This window comes from Acinetobacter sp. YH12120, from assembly GCF_013418795.1.
In the GTDB taxonomy this organism is placed as follows: Bacteria; Pseudomonadota; Gammaproteobacteria; order Pseudomonadales; family Moraxellaceae; genus Acinetobacter; species Acinetobacter towneri.
The window spans coordinates 13,288-32,088 of record NZ_VPBI01000003.1; the positions used below are offsets into that span (position 1 = coordinate 13,288).

Annotated in this window: 17 protein-coding genes; 9 read left to right on the plus strand and 8 right to left on the minus strand. The window is 41.5% G+C overall.

The annotated features are described in order from the left end of the window. Nucleotides 1–111: 111 nt before the first annotated feature. Nucleotides 112–1,914 carry an ABC transporter ATP-binding protein gene (locus tag FTU58_RS03040; protein WP_154321120.1) on the plus strand — a complete coding sequence of 601 codons (1,803 nt, stop codon included), beginning with the start codon at nt 112–114 and terminating at the stop codon, nt 1,912–1,914. A gap of 49 nt (nt 1,915–1,963) precedes the next feature. Here the strand turns inward: FTU58_RS03040 and pgsA are convergent, their stop codons facing one another. The 3 genes from pgsA to uvrC form a co-directional block, all read right to left on the minus strand. Beyond that, nucleotides 1,964–2,551 carry a CDP-diacylglycerol--glycerol-3-phosphate 3-phosphatidyltransferase gene (gene pgsA, locus FTU58_RS03045; RefSeq protein ID WP_004975835.1) on the minus strand — a complete coding sequence of 196 codons (588 nt, stop codon included), beginning with the start codon at nt 2,549–2,551 and terminating at the stop codon, nt 1,964–1,966. Nucleotides 2,552–2,656: 105 nt separating this feature from the next. Beyond that, the gene (locus FTU58_RS03050; protein ID WP_096901351.1) at nt 2,657–3,451 is read right to left on the minus strand and encodes a thioesterase family protein; all 795 of its coding nucleotides are present in this window, start codon (nt 3,449–3,451) and stop codon (nt 2,657–2,659) included. A 224-nt stretch (nt 3,452–3,675) separates the two neighbouring features. Then, on the minus strand, nt 3,676–5,475 hold the full coding sequence (gene uvrC, locus FTU58_RS03055; RefSeq protein ID WP_004975832.1) for an excinuclease ABC subunit UvrC: 1,800 nt from the start codon (nt 5,473–5,475) through the stop codon (nt 3,676–3,678). Between the two features lie 185 nt (nt 5,476–5,660). Between uvrC and FTU58_RS03060 the strand changes: the two genes are divergently transcribed. Further along, on the plus strand, nt 5,661–6,725 hold the full coding sequence (locus tag FTU58_RS03060; RefSeq protein WP_180062028.1) for an AAA family ATPase: 1,065 nt from the start codon (nt 5,661–5,663) through the stop codon (nt 6,723–6,725). A 372-nt stretch (nt 6,726–7,097) separates the two neighbouring features. On the opposite strand, the gene FTU58_RS03065 is transcribed toward FTU58_RS03060, so the two are convergent. Beyond that, entirely contained in the window at nt 7,098–7,514 is a 417-nt protein-coding gene (locus FTU58_RS03065) for a PH domain-containing protein (protein ID WP_180062029.1), read from the minus strand. A 114-nt stretch (nt 7,515–7,628) separates the two neighbouring features. Further along, nucleotides 7,629–8,543, minus strand: coding sequence for a lipid A hydroxylase LpxO (gene lpxO / locus FTU58_RS03070; RefSeq protein WP_180062030.1), 915 nt, complete (start codon nt 8,541–8,543; stop codon nt 7,629–7,631). Between the two features lie 485 nt (nt 8,544–9,028). Here lpxO and fadB point away from each other — a divergent pair, with 485 nt between their 5' ends. Then, nucleotides 9,029–11,182 (plus strand): fatty acid oxidation complex subunit alpha FadB, encoded by a 2,154-nt coding sequence (fadB, locus tag FTU58_RS03075; protein WP_179993495.1) that lies wholly within the window; start codon nt 9,029–9,031, stop codon nt 11,180–11,182. A 12-nt stretch (nt 11,183–11,194) separates the two neighbouring features. Beyond that, a complete protein-coding gene (fadA, locus tag FTU58_RS03080) occupies nt 11,195–12,367 on the plus strand; it encodes an acetyl-CoA C-acyltransferase FadA (RefSeq protein WP_180060570.1) in 1,173 nt (390 codons plus the stop codon). Nucleotides 12,368–12,495: 128 nt separating this feature from the next. Here the strand turns inward: fadA and FTU58_RS03085 are convergent, their stop codons facing one another. Further along, nucleotides 12,496–12,768, minus strand: a complete 273-nt coding sequence (locus FTU58_RS03085) for a hypothetical protein (RefSeq protein ID WP_168417604.1) — start codon at nt 12,766–12,768, stop codon at nt 12,496–12,498. 113 nt (nt 12,769–12,881) lie between these two features. Then, entirely contained in the window at nt 12,882–13,631 is a 750-nt protein-coding gene (locus FTU58_RS03090) for a hypothetical protein (RefSeq protein ID WP_168417605.1), read from the minus strand. A gap of 204 nt (nt 13,632–13,835) precedes the next feature. Here FTU58_RS03090 and FTU58_RS03095 point away from each other — a divergent pair, with 204 nt between their 5' ends. Next, entirely contained in the window at nt 13,836–14,537 is a 702-nt protein-coding gene (locus FTU58_RS03095) for a DsbA family oxidoreductase (RefSeq protein WP_180062031.1), read from the plus strand. A gap of 172 nt (nt 14,538–14,709) precedes the next feature. Here the strand turns inward: FTU58_RS03095 and FTU58_RS03100 are convergent, their stop codons facing one another. Then, nucleotides 14,710–14,910: a dodecin family protein gene (locus FTU58_RS03100; RefSeq protein ID WP_004975809.1), complete on the minus strand. Its 201-nt coding sequence runs from the start codon at nt 14,908–14,910 to the stop codon at nt 14,710–14,712. Nucleotides 14,911–15,284: 374 nt separating this feature from the next. On the opposite strand from FTU58_RS03100, the gene FTU58_RS03105 reads away from it, so the two are divergent. From FTU58_RS03105 to FTU58_RS03120, 4 genes are all read left to right on the plus strand, one after another. Next, nucleotides 15,285–15,449 carry a hypothetical protein gene (locus FTU58_RS03105; RefSeq protein WP_019836107.1) on the plus strand — a complete coding sequence of 55 codons (165 nt, stop codon included), beginning with the start codon at nt 15,285–15,287 and terminating at the stop codon, nt 15,447–15,449. 327 nt (nt 15,450–15,776) lie between these two features. Next, the gene (locus FTU58_RS03110) at nt 15,777–15,956 is read left to right on the plus strand and encodes a hypothetical protein (protein WP_004975807.1); all 180 of its coding nucleotides are present in this window, start codon (nt 15,777–15,779) and stop codon (nt 15,954–15,956) included. A gap of 10 nt (nt 15,957–15,966) precedes the next feature. Beyond that, nucleotides 15,967–17,487, plus strand: a complete 1,521-nt coding sequence (locus tag FTU58_RS03115; RefSeq protein ID WP_180062032.1) for a hypothetical protein — start codon at nt 15,967–15,969, stop codon at nt 17,485–17,487. Nucleotides 17,488–17,581: 94 nt separating this feature from the next. After that, entirely contained in the window at nt 17,582–18,727 is a 1,146-nt protein-coding gene (locus FTU58_RS03120) for a hypothetical protein (RefSeq protein ID WP_180062033.1), read from the plus strand. Nucleotides 18,728–18,801 lie beyond the last annotated feature (74 nt).

Below are 18,801 nucleotides of genomic sequence, written 5' to 3' on the forward strand. Positions count from 1 at the left end.
AATCTAAAACAAGGATCAGGACTGCTCACAAAATGACACAGCTTTTTGGCTTGTGAGTCGTGAAGTTCATCCTTAGACTTAAAATCATCGTTCTTATAACAATAATAGCTTATGAATTTATGGCATTTATTTCAAAAATTGCGTCCCTTCGTTCGACCTTATCAGCTCTTGGTGATTGCTACCTTAGTTTTAACGCTCATCGGCTCATTAACAGCTCAAGTCAATGCACTAACTTTACAATACGCTGTTGACCGTATTAACGCCTTAATTGAGGCAGGACAAGGTCTGTCTGCAGGCTGGCACATTTTAATCACCATTTCAGCCATTTTGCTGGGTAAAGAAATCATCAATGCCTTTGTGCAGTTTGGACAGAAGTTTTATGGTGAAAAACTACGCATTTTTGTGTCACAAGATTTGGCACAGGGCATTATTGAGAAATTTTTGCGTTATCGACTGGCCTTTTTTAATCAGGACAACAACCAAGCAGGTAAATTACAAACACGTATAGATCGTGGCATTGGTTCGCTCACCCGCTTAGTGCAAATTTTCTTTATTGATATTTTGCCACTCTTTACCAGTGCAATTGTGGCTTTGGGCTTAATGTATTATGCCAATTTTTATGTGGGCTTGGTCGCGACACTCATTGTGCCTATTTATTTTTGGCTGACCTATCAGCAGGCACAAAAACTAGGAAGCTGGCGACGTAATTTACGTGATGGACGTGAGAAAAAAAGCCAAGGGATTCTCAGCATCATCAACTCAATTACCGTGATTAAATCATTTAACAGAGAAAGCATCGAAGCAGAAAAACAACTCACCCTGCAGAAAAAACTGACCCACAATCAAATGCAGACCCGCCAAACCAGTTTTTTATTTGATGGTTTAAAAAGCTTTATTGAACAAATTGGCGTGGTGCTGATTATTATTTTAACTGCTTATTTTGTGTTAGATAGACAAATGAGCATCGGCATGATCATGTATCACGTGTTGCTGTTTGGCAATGTTTCTGCCCCAATTCGCTCATTGCATCGTATTTATGATGAAGTCAATGATGCAATGATCTATTCAGAAAGCTTCTTTCAAATTTTGGAAGCCGAGCATGAAATTGAGCCAAGTGGTACGCTTAAACCAGTTATTCGAGGGCAGTTTGATCTGCAACAGGTAAACTTTTTTTATCCGAATGGACATCATGCACTCAAAGACATTCAAATGCAGATTCAGCCCAATAAAATTACCGCATTGGTGGGATTGTCGGGAGCAGGAAAATCTACCCTGATCAGTTTATTAGATAAATTCTATGAACCACAACAGGGAACAATTCAGCTCGATGGGATTGATATTAACCACATCGACACTCAATATTTGCGTGACCATATCGGCTTGGTTTTGCAAAAAAATCATATTTTCCAAGGCTCTATTTTTGAAAATATTCGTTATGGCAAAACTGATGCAAGCTTGGAAGATGTGATTCTGGCAGCCCAAAAAGCCTCTATTCACGAACAAATTTTGCAATTGCCTCAGGCTTATGACGCAGATGCCCTCATGCTTTCAGGCGGTCAACAACAACGGATTGCCCTTGCACGTATGTTCCTGAAAAATCCACCTATTATTTTTTTAGATGAACCGACTGCTAGTCTGGATGCCATTGCAACCGAACAAATCAAACAAAGCCTCGATGAAATTAAACAAGGGCGTACGGTCATCATCATTTCACATAGCTTATCGCAAATTATTGATGCCGATTACACCTATGTCATGAAAGATGGCAGGATTGCGGAACATGGCGAACATGATGCGCTTTATCATCAAAATGGGGTTTATAAAGAAATTTTTGATGCGATGGCAAAAAGTTTAAATATTGAAAAAATTGCCAAAACTTATGAGGATGATGCCGAGGAAGAAACCCATAGTTAATCAAAAAGTGCTTCAATCAGAAGCACTTTTTAATGAAGAATCACGATATTTAAGGTTGTTTCAAATATGGCCATGCCGCTTTTAAATAAATAAACATCGACCAAAGCGTTAGAATTACAGCAGTATAGAGCAACAAATAAGCCACCATTTCCAATGGTTGCCAGTTCAATAAGAACACTGAAATCGCAATCATTTGGAATGCTGTTTTATATTTCCCCACTGTAGACACCGCCACACTGGTACGTGCGCCGAGTTCAGCCATCCACTCTCGTAAGGCAGATACGGTAATTTCACGGGAAATAATTACAATCGCGGCAAAAGCCATAGAAATAGTCGGTTGCCATTGCACTAAAACAATCAATGCCGCAGCGACCATAAGTTTATCGGCCACAGGGTCTAAAAAGCGCCCAAATGCAGAGGTCTGATTCAAAGTACGTGCCAAATAGCCATCAAACCAGTCGGTCACAGCAGCAATCACAAAAATAGACGTCAAAATAATATGACGCGTCATGCCACCATCATAACCATTTACGCCCATTGCAGGCGGCCAATACGCCACCAACAAAAAAACAGGAATCAAGGCGATTCGAGCCAAAGTTAATATATTTGGAATGTTCAGGATACGACCTGTTGTCATAGACACCGCCAATGTTTCCCCTCTTTACGCTGCATATTCACAAGTTTTTTGAGGATTTGTCATCGTGAATAGGCTTCACTTTATACGAAATGCTAGTAGGTGTCACTAGGCAAACACGGTGATGGTCTGTCGGGCAATCGCTATTAGCCGATCCTGATCATCCCATAAGTGCGCATATTCTGTGGCATAACCACCGCTAGCATGATCGGTAAAAACTTTATATTTCATCCAATCTTGCAGCTGATTTTGCAAAGGATTGACATAGGTCACATGCCAAGTCAGTGAACTGGCAGGAGCGAGCTGCTCAAACATCGGCAGTACTCCAGGCGGCCACATATCAAAAGCCACCATCAAATCGGCAATGGTCATGGCACGATTCGTATGCTGTTTTGGGTTAAAACGCATCCAGCCTGCAAAATCAGGTTTATGACTAGCAGTAAACGGATATTGTCCTTCAGACCAAACCAAATCCATCTGCTGAAAACATTCAGGTGCTAAAGGATGATGCTGTGTAACAGGCAATTCCGTTGCAGGTGGAAAATTGGGCGCAGTACGTTCTTGTTGCACCACAATGCTGGATTCACGTGCCGCACCAAAACTGGCAATTAAAATGCTTTGTACTGCATCATCCTGCCATAAACGAACTTCGACACTGGTCACAGATTTGCCTTCACGCAGAATTTCCGCCGTGAGCCGTGCCCGACCTTGTTGCACAGGTCCGACAAACGTGACACTGCTGCTTAGCAAGCGCTTTTTCGGATCGGCAATACAAAGCTGGGCTTTTTGCATCATCAAACCTGCCACCAATCCACCATAAATAGTGCGCCCCTGTAACCACCCAAGCGGGATGTCTATCCATTCTTGCTCGGCAATGGCTTGATAGGTCTGTAGCAACGACATGGTTTTTCCTTAAGCGATGATGTTGTCGATATTACAGCGTTTCGATTGGATGTGAATGTTCAATGACGACAGAGTCAATGCACTTTTTTGCTATTTACCTTTGTAGAAAATACTGCTTTTTATGCAGTAAATAGGGTCTGTTGACAATTCGTCTATGTTTGCGACGTGAGAGATATATCTCGCAAGATTTTTAGCTAATATAAGGCATGAGGCAGGAAATTTAGTCATTCATGCAGCACTTTATAAATCGTACGCGCCATTACTTCACCCAGTCCGGGTACTAAAGTCAACTCTTTTTCAGAAGCTTTCAGGACACCTTGTATGCCACCAAAATGGGTGAGTAAATCACGACGACGTTTTGGCCCTAAGCCCGGAATCACTTCAAGTATTGATGAGCCACGTTTTTTATCGCGCTTGGCACGGTGCTTGGTAATTGCAAATCGGTGTGCTTCATCACGTACCTGCTGAATCAAATGCAGCGCCTTATGATCTTCAGGCAGCTGAATTTTGCTGCCATCGGTAAAATGTAGCGTTTCTAGACCAGGTTTGCGTCCTTCGCCTTTGGACACCCCAATCATAAAGGCATCCAATCCTAACTCCTGCATGACCTCCATCGCCATATTCAACTGCCCTTTACCGCCATCAATCAGCAATAAATCGGGCAGCATGGCTTTTTTATAACGGCGCGTTAAAGCTTGGCGCATGGCAGCATAGTCATCTCCAGCCTGAATATCCTGAATTGAAAATTGTCGATAATCACGTTTGCGAATACCACCACTGTCAAATACCACGCAAGATGCCACAGTGTCTTCGCCCATAGTGTGCGAAATATCAAAACATTCAATCCGATCAATCGGGCGTCCAACCACTTGCTCTAACTGATGAAAACGCTCATTTAATTCAAAGTGATTGGCGAGTTTACCTTTAATGGCATGCTGCACATTCATTTGTGCCAATTCTTGCCACTCGGCACGGGTTTCACGCACTTTATGTTTAATTTGAATTTTTTTATCGAAGTGTTGCTGTAAGGCTTGTTCCAACTCTTTGCAATCTGCCACTTCCACATTAACAATCAATTCCGCTGGAATTTCATCGGCCACCTGAAAGTAAAAGTTGGCAATAAAATCGGCCAACATTTGCCCCAAATCATCGCCCAACATATCAGGAAAATAGCTTTTACCGCCCAGCATTTTGCCATTGCGCACATGCATAATTTGCACACAGGTCACACCTGCCTGATAAGCAATTGCGATAATATCGGCTTCGCCTTTGAGTTTATAAATGGCTTGCTGTGCCTGCACATCACGCAACAAAGCCATACGGTCACGGTAAAAGACTGCTTTTTCAAATTCCAACGCTTCGGCTGCAGCTTCCATTTTGGCAATCAATTGCTGATTCAGTTCTTTACTATCGCCCTGTAAAAATCGAATCGAATTATTAACATCTTCTTTATATTCTTCGGGCGAAATCAATCCTACACACGGTGCCGAACAGCGTTTGATCTGATATTGCAAACACGGACGCTGCCGTTGAGCAAAATAACTGTTTTCACACTGCCGCACATTAAACAGTTTTTGTAACACCACCAAAGTATCGCGGGCATTGTACGCACTCGGATAAGGCCCAAAAAACTTGCCTATCTGATGCTTGCCTTTGCCGCGTCCACTGGCAATACGCGGATAAGGCTGATCTGCCGACACAAAAATATAAACATAGGACTTATCATCGCGCAGCATAATATTGTACGGTGGACGATGCAGCTTAATCAGATTTTGTTCAAGCAATAACGCTTCAGTTTCGGAACGCACCACCAAAGTTTCAATATCATAAATACGCGCCACTAAAGCCTGCGTTTTAGGATGCTCGATGGTTTTGACAAAATAACTCGACACTCGGTTTTTTAAATTTTTGGCTTTGCCGACATATAACAACTCCCCGTCTTTACCCAACATACGGTAAACCCCTGGCAATTGGGTCATATTTGCCAAAATTTTCTCGATATGCTCACCTGCGTTTGGGTTCACGAGTCATCCTATTCTTGCTACATTCTTTACATGATGTGCTGCTTTATCTGATTTTTTCAAGCTTTATCCTGTGGCATAGCGCATGATCTATCCACTAAAACGATCAGCTCAGTGCTAAAAACGATCAGTCGGCAACACAAGATTTGCTATGCTCAGGCATCTTGTCAGCAGAAGGAAAGTGCAGGATGACGACCGCACCACACGGCATACCGACCATTCAATCCGCAACGTCCCAGCCGATCAGTACACATCAGTATGTATCCGCCAAAGACCGTTTGATTGGCAAGCCGCGCTTTCATTTTGAACCTACACAAGTCATGCAATTGTTACGTCAACGGATTATTGGACAAGATGCAGCGCTGAATGAAATCGAAAAAATGCTGTATGTGGTCAAGGCCGATTTCTCCAGCACAGAGCGACCACTTTCAGTGACTTTAATGCTTGGCCCGACAGGTGTTGGCAAGACCGAAACGGTGCGCCTGATTGCCGAAGCCATTTATGGTCGCCCCGATGCCTTCTGCCGCATTGATATGAATACCTTGGCGCAGGAACACTATGCGGCTGCACTCACAGGCGCGCCTCCTGGCTATGTCGGCTCTAAAGAAGGCCATAGTTTATTTGATGAAACTGCGATTGCAGGTTCGCACACCCGCCCAGGCATTATGCTGTTTGATGAACTGGAAAAAGCCTCAAGCGAAGTGATACGTGGCTTAATGAATGTGCTAGATACAGGCAAACTGACCCTGACTGCAGGCACCAAAACCATCGACTTTCGCAATTGCATGATTTTTATGACCAGCAATGTGGGTGCTCAAGCCGCACAACAATACTTAGATAAATTGAATCTGTTACCGCAAAAAGTACAACAACTGTGCTTAAAACGCATGCCCACACAACGGATCATTGAAAAAGTCATGCAGCGTAAATTTGACCCTGAATTTTTAAATCGGATTGACCGTAGTTTGCATTATCAAGCGGTATCTGCTGATGCCCTGCCGCAATTGGTTGAAATTGAATTGGAAAAGTTAAACCATCGCCTGCAGCATCAACAGCGCCAAGTCGAACTCACTGCAGCAGCTAAAGCCTATTTTTATCAGGGGCATGATATTCGTTACGGCGCGCGGCATTTGGGGCGTAAAATTCGTACTGAACTTGAACCCATTTCAGCTTTATATTTTTTAAAGTATCCTGAAAAATCGGAAATATGTGTAGATTGCAGTGCAAATCAATTGCACCTCAAAATAGAATAAGCCCGCGACTTATGCTGCGTGAATCTTGAGAATGCCGCTCTGCTCATCCTCAAAGTTTTGATGCTTATTTTTGCTTAAAAAGCCTAGGGTCTGTTGACAATTCGTCTATGTTTGCGACGTGAGAGATATATCTCGCAAGGTTTTTTAGCTGATATAAGGCATGAGGCAGGAAATTTAGTCATTCTAAATGACTGACTCATAACGCAATAGCAGCAAAAAATATGCTCGTCCTGAAAGGCTGTGGCTAAAACTTTCTCAGATTGCGTTATGAAACTTGGCAATAGTCTCGCTATTCCCTGCGTTTCATGCCTGATCTGCTCAGTTTTAGCCTACAGCGCAAGCCATTTATGAAATGTCAACAGACCCTAGGGATTAGTCGGTAATTTCCATTCCCAAGGCTTGACTAAATTTGGTCTGATCTTTAGGTGAAACCAATACAAATTTTGGCTGCCCCGCTAGAAGATAATCAATTTTTAAACGCTTCAGCGACAAAGCAGGTGACGCTACCGAATTATTGGTTTTAGATATTTTTTGAATACTGTCGCGCGGAATATCCCATTTTAAAAACATGCAACGGATCTGCAAGCGTTCTGCATCAACCTGATAACGCGTATTGAACACAGGCCACCACAACACAAAAATGGTAATGAAATACACCCCAGTGTGCACAGGAAATGCTAACATCGTGCCTTTGGCGTACATGGTCAGCAATAACTGAATCAATAGACCAGACATACAAATTACAAAAGCCAAAACCCACCAATCTTTTTTAGAACGAAACGTTTGCATAAAAATTCCCCTATTTACTTCATTCTATACATAAAAGTAGGTCTGGATTAAAGCTCGTTGCTGAAATTGCTCAAAAATGTCATAAAAAAACGCCCCGAAAGGCGTTGTGATACTCTAAAACACATAAGGGCGAATAAAAATTAAGAAGAAAATCCCGAGCATTAAAAACCATTTTAAGAAATAGTACACACGACTATTTTTAGCTTTTAAAGCCTTGGCTTTTAAACGCACTTGATAGACATAGCCAAAGACTTTATTTAAGCCACCCGTCTGATCGCCTGCTTCATTCGGAGAGCTTGCTGCAGTCATCACATTCTTGCCAAACCAGTGATTAAATTTTTGCATCCAGCGAGATTTTAACGGACGCTCGACATCGGCAAAGAAAATAATACGGTTTTGAGAAGTGCCATTTTCAGCATAGTGAATATAGGTTTCATCAAACACCACACTTTCACCATCACGCCATGAATACCGTTCACTATCGACATCAATAAAACAACGGTCATCATTTGGTGTCATCAATCCCAAGTGGTAACGCAATGAACCTGCATACGGGTCGCGATGACGTACTAAACGACTGTCGGGCGCTAGTTCAGTAAACATCGCCGCCTTAATGCTAGGCAAAGTTTTTAATAATGCTGTGGTTTTTGGACATAATTCTGCTGCTGATGGATGCGCGGAGTCATACCATTTTAAGTAAAAACGCTTCCAGCCTGTTTTAAAGAATGAGTTAAAACCCAAATCATCGTAAGTACTTGAAGCTTTAATACCGCCCTGTTCATATAAAGCTTTGGCTTCATCACGAATCATTTCCCAATTGTCATCCAAAACCTTTAAATCTTGAAAGTGCTGGGTGTCGATATACGGTTGATTTGGTACTTTAGAGAACAAATACATCAAATAGTTGATCGGTGCGAGGATGGTAGAATGGTCAAAAAACTGACGATAAAAACTATGACGCACCTTGCCGCGCTGTTGAATATACAGCGCTGAAGCGATAAAAATCGCCAGAATAATCCACTTCAACATAGAACAACCCAAATTGCTGAAAACAGCTAAAATTCAAAATGTCGCATATTCTACTCAATTTCAGCGCATGAGGTCATAGCAGAAAATAGAACACAGCATTGCAAATCGCTATCCCCCCTATCCAGCTTCACGCTTTAAAACATCACCATCCAAACGATGGATTGACTTTTCTGTCCCAAACAACCCACTGATAACATCTATTTATCAAGCTTTTCTAAATCGAAAATGCAATACAACCTGATTAAAAATAAAAGAGAAAACAATCACTTTCATCTTTCTTTAAACATAGGATTTTAAAATCGGGTCAAAAAGCAATTCCGCGCTATGAGAAAAATCATGACCCTTGCGTCACGGCTTGATACAACTTGCTATATTTTTTTTCGATATAGTTATCGTAAGATTAGCGAGGCATATATGTGTGCAGGACTATCGCACACGCTTCATAACATCAACTTAGAAGTCCTCCAAAATAAAGGAGATCAGGCATGATCCACGCTGGCAATGCCATTACCGTCCAAATGCTTTCGGACGGAATTGCAGAATTCCGCTTTGACTTACAAGGTGAGTCGGTCAACAAATTTAACCGTGCAACGATTGAAGACTTTAAAGCTGCGATTGAGGCTGTTAAAGCAAACAATGAAGTGAAAGGTTTAATCGTCACTTCTGCGAAATCAACCTTTATCGTGGGTGCAGACATCACCGAATTTGGCGCAAACTTCGCTCAAGGCGAACAAGCCATTGTGGATTGGGCATTGCCTGTTCACGACATTTTCAATGCTTTTGAAGATTTAGAGATTCCTAAAGTTGCTGCAATCAATGGTATGGCATTGGGCGGTGGCTTTGAAATGTGTTTGGTATGTGACTACCGTGTCATGTCAGACCAAGCACAAGTGGGCTTACCAGAAATCAAACTCGGTATTTTCCCGGGCTTTGGTGGTACGGTTCGTTTAAGCCGCGTTATTGGTATCGACAATGCGGTTGAATGGATGGCAATGGCCAACCCTAAACGTCCTGATGCTGCACTTAAAGACGGTGCTGTAGATGCTGTAGTTGCTGCAGATCAATTACAAGCGGCTGCGCTTGATTTGGTTAAACAAGCCATTGCAGGTCGTTTGGACTGGAAAGCAAAACGCCAAGAAAAATTAGACCCAGTGAAATTGAACCCACTTGAACAAATGATGGCGTTCAACACTGCAAAAGGTGCGGTATTAGCCAAAGCGAATCCTGCACAATACCCTGCACCAAAACTCATGCTTGATTCTTTACAAGCAGGTGCAAGCTTGCCACGTAATGACGCACTCAAAGCGGAAGCGGAAGGCTTTGCTAAAGCTGCGGTAACGCCACAAGCAGGTGCATTGATTGGTTTGTTCATCAACGACCAAGTGGTGAAGAAGACCTCGAAAAAATATGAAAAAGGTGCGCATCCTGTTAACCAAGCGGCTGTACTCGGCGCGGGTATCATGGGTGGCGGTATTGCTTACCAAGCGGCAAGCAAAGGCACACCAATTATCATGAAAGACATTGGCAATCCACAATTGGCATTGGGGATGTCTGAAGCAAACAAATTGCTGACCAAACAAGTTGAACGTAAAAAAATGACACCTGCCAAAATGGGTGAAACTTTGGCACGTATCCGCCCAACTTTAAGCTATGACGAGTTTAAAGAAGTAGATATCGTGATTGAAGCCGTGACTGAGAATCCGAAAGTCAAAGGCATTGTGTTGGCTGAAACTGAAAAATCAGTACGTGAAAACACCATTATCGCGTCAAACACATCAACCATTTCGATTACACGTTTGGCAGAAAACCTACAACGTCCAGAAAACTTTGTCGGCATGCACTTCTTTAACCCAGTGCACATGATGCCATTGGTAGAAGTGATTCGTGGTGAAAAAACTTCACCTGAAGCGATTGCGACTACTGTGGTGCTTGCTCAGAAAATGGGTAAAACACCAATCGTAGTGAATGACTGCCCAGGCTTCTTGGTGAACCGCGTATTGTTCCCTTACTTTGGTGCATTCGACTTGTTACTTAAAGATGGCGCAGACTTCCAGCAAGTTGACAAAGTCATGGAAAAATTCGGCTGGCCAATGGGCCCTGCTTACCTGATGGACGTTGTTGGTATCGACACGGGCGTTCACGGTGCAGAAGTCATGGCAGAAGGTTTCCCAGACCGCATGAAGCCAGACTATAAAGGCTCAATCCAAGTCATGTACGAAAACAAACGTCTTGGTCAAAAGAATGACGTAGGTTTCTACAAATATGAATTGGATCGTAAAGGCAAGAAAGCCAAAGTGGTCGACCCAACTGCGTATGAGCTTGTAGCATCTGTCGCAACATCTGAAAAACGCGAATTTGATGCACAAGAAATCATTGACCGTATGATGCTTGCGTTCTGTAACGAAACTGTACGTTGCTTAGAAGACAACATCGTGGCGACACCATCTGAAGCAGATATGGCGATGATTATGGGCGTAGGTTTCCCTCCATTCCGTGGTGGTCCATGCCGTTACATCGACCAAACAGGTGTTGCTGAATATGTTGCGCTTTGCGACAAGTATGCACACTTAGGAAAAGCTTATGAAGCGCCACAAATGTTGCGTGACATGGCTGCTAACAACAAAAAATTCTACGGTTAAGGAGCAACGTGAATGGCTACTTTAAATCCACGTGACGTTGTCATCGTTGATGGCGTACGTTCTGCAATGGGTAAAACCAAAAACGGTATGTTCCGCAATGTACGTGCTGACAGTCTATCGGCTGAATTGGTTCGTGCTTTAGTTGCTCGTAACCAGTTTGATGTCAACGAAGTTGAAGATGTGATCTGGGGCTGTGTTAACCAAACCCTAGAACAAGGTATGAACATTGGTCGTAATATTGCTTTATTGGCTGATCTTCCAAAAACAGTTGCAGGTCAAACTGTAAACCGTCTGTGTGGTTCTTCAATGCAAGCTATCCACACGGCTGCGGCACAAATTGCAACCAATCAGGGTGATATTTTCATCATTGGTGGTGTAGAGCACATGGGCCATGTGGGCATGATGCACGGCATCGACATCAACCCTGCTGCATCTAAGCACTATGCCAAAGCATCAAACATGATGGGCTTAACTGCTGAAATGTTGGGTCGCATGAACGGTATTTCTCGTGAAGAGCAAGATGCTTTTGGTGTGGAATCACACCGTCGTGCATGGGCTGCAACGCAAGAAGGTCGTTTTAAGAACGAAATCATTGGCATTGAAGGTCATGATGCAAATGGCTTTAAACAGCTGTGCGACATCGACGAAGTGATTCGTCCAGATGCTAATCTTGAATCGTTCCAAGCTTTACGTCCTGTATTTGACCCGAAAGGCGGTACAGTCACTGCGGCAACATCTTCAGCATTGTCTGATGGTGCATCTGCAATGCTGCTCATGTCTGCTGAACGTGCACAAGCATTGGGTTTGAAACCACGTGCGGTGATTCGCTCTATGGCAGTTGCAGGCTGTGATGCAGCAATCATGGGTTATGGTCCAGTACCTGCAACACAAAAAGCGCTTAAACGCGCTGGCTTGTCAATTGCAGACATTCAAACTTTTGAATTAAACGAAGCATTTGCTGCACAAGGTTTGTCTGTACTGAAAGGCTTAGGCATTTATGACAAGCAAGACCTTGTGAACTTGAACGGTGGTGCAATTGCACTCGGTCACCCATTGGGTTGTTCAGGTGCACGTATTACCACTACGCTGTTAAACGTGATGGAACAACAAGATACGCAAATTGGTCTTGCGACTATGTGTATCGGTCTTGGTCAAGGTATCGCGACCATTATTGAACGTGTGTAATTTGTTCTAAGCAATAAAAAATCCTCGCAATATGCGGGGATTTTTATTTTATTGTTTTCAGAATTTATAATTTTAAGATTTTATTCTCTTGCATAGTTATATTTGAATATAAATGCTTGATCACTCAATCAGATCAGCAACTCCCCCATCAACCAAGTCATATAACGGTCTTTATCCATAAAGTCTGGCGCACTGCCTGTATCTAGACAGTAATATTGCTGATTAAATTCAATCACGATTTGTTCAGTTTGATGCCAGTCTTCAATCAAATGAAAGTGCTGATTGAAAAAGAAACGGTTTTTTCCCCAATTATTTAAGTTTTCGAGTTTAGGGTAGTTTCTATTTTCTAGAAATTGTAAATACAGTTGTTGAATGTCATCAAAAACTTGAATGTTGTTCATCTCGAACCTGCCTATACCAAGCTGTTAAATCAACAGGCTCAGTCTAGGCAAGACAGTTGAACAGCAGATGACATTCTTTTGACAATTTGATGTAAGTGTTTAAAGCAACTGCACTATAACTTGGCTTTCAAAGCACGTTGATGATGCTGACTGATTTGCTGCATTTGGTGATTTAACTGCACAATTTCTTGATAAACCGTATTAAATTCTTTTAATGGTGCATCTTCATAAAACATGAAAGTCTTATTTTTCAGCTCCCATTTATTATTTTTTAAAATGGAAAATAACACATAAGCTTTGCCCAAGTTCTGTTTTTCCAACTCATACAAAGCATGCCCCTGATCATTATGGCGGCTTTCAATTAAGGATTCTGCCAAATGACGGCGTAAACTGTTTTCAATGGGCAAGGCTTCAATTTGCTCCAATGCCATTGCTTCATGTTGTTCTAAATGCTCCTGATACAACTCCACCATAGCACGTACTTGTGCCAGCATGGCTTCGGTGTCGGCATAGTCCTGTTTTTTATCTTCAGCCAAACGCTGTGGATCTAAAAACTGATCCCAATTTAAAGCTTTGAGTTCACGCAAATAGCTATTTCTGGCTTCAGCACTTTGTACCATGTGGCTCAGCACAAAATTGGCCATGACCTGATAATCCCCCTCTAAGCGTGAGTCTTGCACATTAATCTGAATCGGTTTAGACCAATCCTGTGCCTGTACAAAAATCTGTTCAGCTTTTTCATAAATCACGTTTTGATAGGCGTGTAATTGCGTCACTTGTTTTTGCTGACTGCTGTATTGATAAAACATCCACCCAAAAATAATAACCGTTACACATCCAATGATTAGCACTATCCGTCGCATGAGTGCCCTCTTATTTTTAATATTTGCTTTATCTTACCGTGAAGCCCATCACATTTGTATAGATTTCATACTTATTTTACTAAGCTATTGGAATATACCAATTTCTATTTGACCAGACACTCAAAAACAAGTTTCCTTGAACTTACTGCTTTAAATTTTGTACGGCATCCCCATCTTAGTAAAAAATAGAATTTGAGATTTTTCATGCGCGTTGATATTTGGTCAGATATTGTTTGCCCTTTTTGCTACATCGGGAAAAAACGTTTAGAAACTGCAGCTCAAGAAGCAGGTGTGGAATTAGAAGTGCACTGGCACAGTTTTGAACTTGACCCAGATGCCCCGCCACGTCAGGAAGTTTCCAATTCTGAACGCTTGGCACAAAAATATGGCCGTACTGTAGCCGAAGTTGAAGACATGCAACGCAATATTGCAGAAATGGCAAAAGCTGAAGGCATTGACTTTCAATGGGAAAATGCCAATTCAGGCAATACCTTTAATGCCCATCGTTTGGTGCATTTGGCGCAAAGTAAAGGCTTGGGCAGCGAAGCCAAAGAAGCTTTTTTCTATAGCTATATGACTCAAGGTTTGGCAATTGGCGAGCGTGAAACACTAGAAGATGTTGCATCACGTATTGGGCTGAACCCTGTAGAAGTGGATGATGTTTTGGATTCTGACGAATATGCCGACTTTGTAAAATTTGACCAAGAAGTTGCACGTGAACAATTAAACGTCACTGGCGTACCGTTCTTCGTATTTGATCAGCGTATTGCTTTAGCAGGTGCGCAGCCACGCGAAGTTTTTGTGCAAGTTCTGCAAAAAGCCCTTGAAACAGCAAGCGAGCTAGAGCTTGAAGATGCAGCAAGCTGCGATGCAGAACAATGCGATGTATCTGAACCTAAAGCTTAAGATTGAAATACAGACAAGGCTGAATAGTGTTCTTCCGGCTGATTAGACGCACAAAAAAATCCCATTACGGGATTTTTTTGTGCTTTTAAAATGGGTCAAAGTTCCAGCTTTGCCCCGCAACCATGCTTCGGTTAGTTGTCATCTTACTATGCTTCGTTAATGAAGCGAGGTGTTATTCAACCAAGAAGCTGATTTTTAAATTGACCCGATACTCCGTGATTTGATTGTCTTTAACCACCACTTTTTGTTCGTTAATCCACGCCCCTTGGACATTTTTAATTGTTTCTGTCACTTTAGCGATTCCAGTCTGAATCGCGTCTTCAAAACTTTTTGTACTGCTTGAATTAACTTCAACTACTTTTGCAATTGCCATGATTTTCTCACTGTCCTTTATCGTTATTGGAATTCCATCATAGATTAAAAAAACCGCATTTTTAGACTGTTTAACCAATCACAGCCAAAACATTACATGATTTCACACTGTCAAAAACTGTCACCATTCACCCGCATTTCAGACTTATCTAAATACAAATTTTGCAGACATCTCAACCATTTAAGCCTACACAAAAAACTAGAGCTAAAACTCTAATATATTGTTTTATATTGCTATTTTTAAAATAATTGCCGAAATGATCATTTTGTAAATTTTAAACTTTGTTATGATTCATGTGAATTTTTTATTTCGTTTGATCTCCCTACGATGTCTATTCTTCTGCCTAGACATTAACACTTTGGATGGATATTCCCATGAATATGTTTAAATCTGTTTTGATGGTTTCACTTTTAGCAATTGCTGCAAATGTATCTGCTCAAATTGTGCATGTACCTGATTTTCCAACTCAAAAAGTGAATACAGAATCGGCTGCATCTGAAGCTGTTGTAAATGAACCAACTTCGCAAAAGGCAGCTTAAGTTACGCGTTTTATCCACTAATTTTAGCTGTATTAATCTCTCCCATTTCTCTCCCCAAACAGCAGTCTAAAGCAGGCTGCTGTTTGTTTTTCTAATGCTAAATTTGCTTTAAATCGTCCATGCGACATCTAAAAACTGTGTTCTACCCAATTGCTAATACTTTTTTGGCACTGCGATTTAAATTTTTTTGATTATTTTTCATATAAAAAGCGCATTTTTTGTCAATAATGTCTAAAAAAGCACAAAAGCTGACAATTTTTAGCATGTATTTTTTAATTAAATCCATATAATTAAAGTGATTTTTTTTCATTGCTATAGCAGATGCCTATGCAACAACTTCAAGCACTTATACAAAGAAAAATTCCACCTCAAGCGATTGAGGTCAGCCATTTAATCGAATTAGCCAAACGCTATCCTCAACCACAATCGGCAGAATATAAATTGATTGAATTGGCTCTGAATATTGTCTTGGCAGATTATTTGGAAAAAGCACAACAACATATTTAAGTATGCATCAATGAATACACTAGAAAAATCACTGTTGATTAAAGAATTACACGACTTGATTGATGCTTTAACGCATAAAAGACTCAGTCTGTATGAAACAGCCAAAGCCAAAGCACGCATTAAAGAAATTTTTATGCTGTGCGATAAACCGATTTTTCAAAAACAGTTGCTCACATTTAAAGCCTCACAAAATCCAATTCAAACTGCGGTAACTTTTGCAGAACAAAGTTTATATGCACAATCTTTTCGTGGCGTATTTACACAACTTGAAGCACTTGAAACAGTACTTTATCAACAGCCTGAAGCAGGTTGGGCGATTTTGTATCAACCGAGAGCAGGTTGGCAAATTTGGTTAATTCCTGCTGCTGACCGCACTGCTTTACTAAGTGAGTTTCAAGATTTAGAGCAGGTCTATCGCTGGATGTTGGAACAGCAGCAACAATATCACTGCCTTCAAACCGATGCAGAACTCAAGCAAGCTGCTGTGCTAGAAGCTGCTCAAACTGTAACGATAGAAGCAGCACAAACTCAACCAATTTTTGCCACTGTAGACCCAGAAGAAAATAAAGCTGCAGATCCGCCAATTCAATTTGACTTTATTAGAGACCACATCGCTACAGAAGAAGTTGCCTCGTCTGATACTCAAGTTTTGGACGTGGCTAAAGATGAACTTACAATTGAACCGACAGCAGACCAAACGATCATTTCCAATGCAACATTGGATATAACTCAGCCTGATGCAACGACAATAGATACTGCCCAGATGACGGCTGGCACGCAAAAACCAAGCGTCAACCCAGCTTATAATCTATTGTTAAGCCAATATAGTTGCCCCATTTCTGCGCTCAATCTTAGCCAAAATGAGTCAGCACAGTTGTATCGGGTCTTTTTGCCTGAAGCGCCAGAAGTCACGCAATATGCCGATGTATTGGTGCATTTGTCTGATCCCGAAGAAGATCAGCAACAAGTGTTGGCGCGTGCGGTATATTTGGCAGAACAAACCAATACGCAAGGACGCTTTATTAAATATGTGGTACTGCTTGGCGCATTAGATCAAATGCAAGCGATTCGTTTGACTCAAAACTTTTGCCAACAGTTTGAACATGAAATTGCAGCAATACGTGAAATTTCTTGGGAAAAATTACAAGAACATTTATTTGATTTCGATCAGCTTTTTCAATGCTATAGTCATGATGCTCAAATCGTGTGGCAGCAAGAGCATTATTTTCCTTTCATTCCGATACAGCACATTCAAACTACTAAGTTTATTCAGTTTGAAGAAAGTGAAGCACAGAGTCATACCCCTTTGATTTTACTGAAAGAACGACAAAAAATTCGTGTGATTCATGGTCAAAAGCGCTTACAACTGTCCCGTACTGAACAAGCTGTACCGCATATTTTATTAGATCGACAACAAGGTATTAGTTGGCAAATGATTCAAAAAGTCATCTCCCAATTACAGCAACCGATTGATGCTTTGCAGTTGTGCCAAGCGCTTCAAATGCATCAAGAAAAAGAGGTTTCTGCCTAAAAACTGCCGTTTATATTATGATTTTGTAGCCAAGTCTTGCTTTTATCTCATAGATTTTCAACACTAACAAAAATGGCTTAAAGATCAGTAAATAATGTCAAGAATAAAGCACACATCGCCTTTTATATTAAGCTGTCTCTTAAGTGGGGTCGCAGGCATCACTTTTGCACAAGAATCAACTCAAGCAGTGGATCAAGCCCATACGTCACTGCCACCTTATGAATTGCCTGTCGCTCCGCCAAGTGCAGTAGATAAAAGCAGTTTTTATTACACGATTCCACGTTGGATTGATGCTACACCGACGGTGTTACCCGAACAATCCAATGAATCCATTGTACCTGCCACCGCAGAAACGGAACATTTAACTTGGTTCGATCAACGTCAAAAAAATATTCGCAACTGGGCAGATAAAACAGCACATAAACTGGATAACTGGTTTGGTGAACCAAGTCCTGAACAGCCTGCCTCAGCCACTTTGCGGGTTTTGGTCGATAGCAGTTGGGATAAGCATAATGAATATGAAGTCAAACCTCGTATTCGCGGGAAAATCAAACTGCCTACGCTTGAAAATAAACTCAGTGTGGTCTTTGGTGATGACTCGCTCGATAACGAATTGCAAAATAACGTCGCCATTACCAACGAAAACCCAGCGCATGATGCAGACAAAACTGTAGACAGCAAACGTAGCCGTGAAGACAACAGTTCTCTGGCATTACGTTGGTCGAACTTTGCCGAGCGTCTACCTTTTGAAACAGATGTCGATTTAGGGGTACGTTCTGGCGATGATATTTATCTGCGTTTAAAAGCCTCTAAAGACTGGACTTTGGAAAATGATTTCTCTTTTCATGCCGAACAAATTTATCGTTATGGCATCGACAGTGAAAATTATCTCAGAACCAACTTGGAGCTCACGCACGCACGCCCCAATCAGGCTTTCTTGTCCAATCAATTTAGCCTGACCTATGCCGATGAACAAGATGATGATTTGGTTTGGGACAACTACACCTTTAGACAACATCAATTCTTTGCAGGCAACCGCTTTAACTATGGCATTTATACAGGCGGTTATTATCACGATGATGACTTACGTTTAAATCGTTGGGGGCCATTTGTCTCCTGGCGTCAACCATTTTTACGTGAATGGTTCTTTATTCAGGGCGATGTCAATTATTTAAATGATGATCGTGCAGATCGTAATCATTATCTCGGTGCTTTAGTGCGTTTAGAAGCCATTTTCTAAACAGGTAACATCTACAATCAAGCCAAATTAAAAAACCAAGTCTTGCGAACAGGACTTGGTTTTTTTGCAAGATG

Coding starts and splice junctions, on each gene's coding strand:
- fadA (WP_180060570.1), top strand. CDS start 11,195: ATGGCTACTTTAAATCCACGTGACGTTGTCATCGTTGATGGCGTACGT.
- FTU58_RS03060 (WP_180062028.1), top strand. CDS start 5,661: ATGACGACCGCACCACACGGCATACCGACCATTCAATCCGCAACGTCC.
- FTU58_RS03100 (WP_004975809.1), bottom strand. CDS start 14,910: ATGGCAATTGCAAAAGTAGTTGAAGTTAATTCAAGCAGTACAAAAAGT.
- FTU58_RS03115 (WP_180062032.1), top strand. CDS start 15,967: ATGAATACACTAGAAAAATCACTGTTGATTAAAGAATTACACGACTTG.
- lpxO (WP_180062030.1), bottom strand. CDS start 8,543: ATGTTGAAGTGGATTATTCTGGCGATTTTTATCGCTTCAGCGCTGTAT.
- FTU58_RS03120 (WP_180062033.1), top strand. CDS start 17,582: ATGTCAAGAATAAAGCACACATCGCCTTTTATATTAAGCTGTCTCTTA.
- FTU58_RS03110 (WP_004975807.1), top strand. CDS start 15,777: ATGCAACAACTTCAAGCACTTATACAAAGAAAAATTCCACCTCAAGCG.
- FTU58_RS03095 (WP_180062031.1), top strand. CDS start 13,836: ATGCGCGTTGATATTTGGTCAGATATTGTTTGCCCTTTTTGCTACATC.
- FTU58_RS03090 (WP_168417605.1), bottom strand. CDS start 13,631: ATGCGACGGATAGTGCTAATCATTGGATGTGTAACGGTTATTATTTTT.
- pgsA (WP_004975835.1), bottom strand. CDS start 2,551: ATGACAACAGGTCGTATCCTGAACATTCCAAATATATTAACTTTGGCT.
- FTU58_RS03085 (WP_168417604.1), bottom strand. CDS start 12,768: ATGAACAACATTCAAGTTTTTGATGACATTCAACAACTGTATTTACAA.
- FTU58_RS03040 (WP_154321120.1), top strand. CDS start 112: ATGAATTTATGGCATTTATTTCAAAAATTGCGTCCCTTCGTTCGACCT.
- fadB (WP_179993495.1), top strand. CDS start 9,029: ATGATCCACGCTGGCAATGCCATTACCGTCCAAATGCTTTCGGACGGA.
- FTU58_RS03065 (WP_180062029.1), bottom strand. CDS start 7,514: ATGCAAACGTTTCGTTCTAAAAAAGATTGGTGGGTTTTGGCTTTTGTA.
- FTU58_RS03050 (WP_096901351.1), bottom strand. CDS start 3,451: ATGTCGTTGCTACAGACCTATCAAGCCATTGCCGAGCAAGAATGGATA.
- FTU58_RS03105 (WP_019836107.1), top strand. CDS start 15,285: ATGAATATGTTTAAATCTGTTTTGATGGTTTCACTTTTAGCAATTGCT.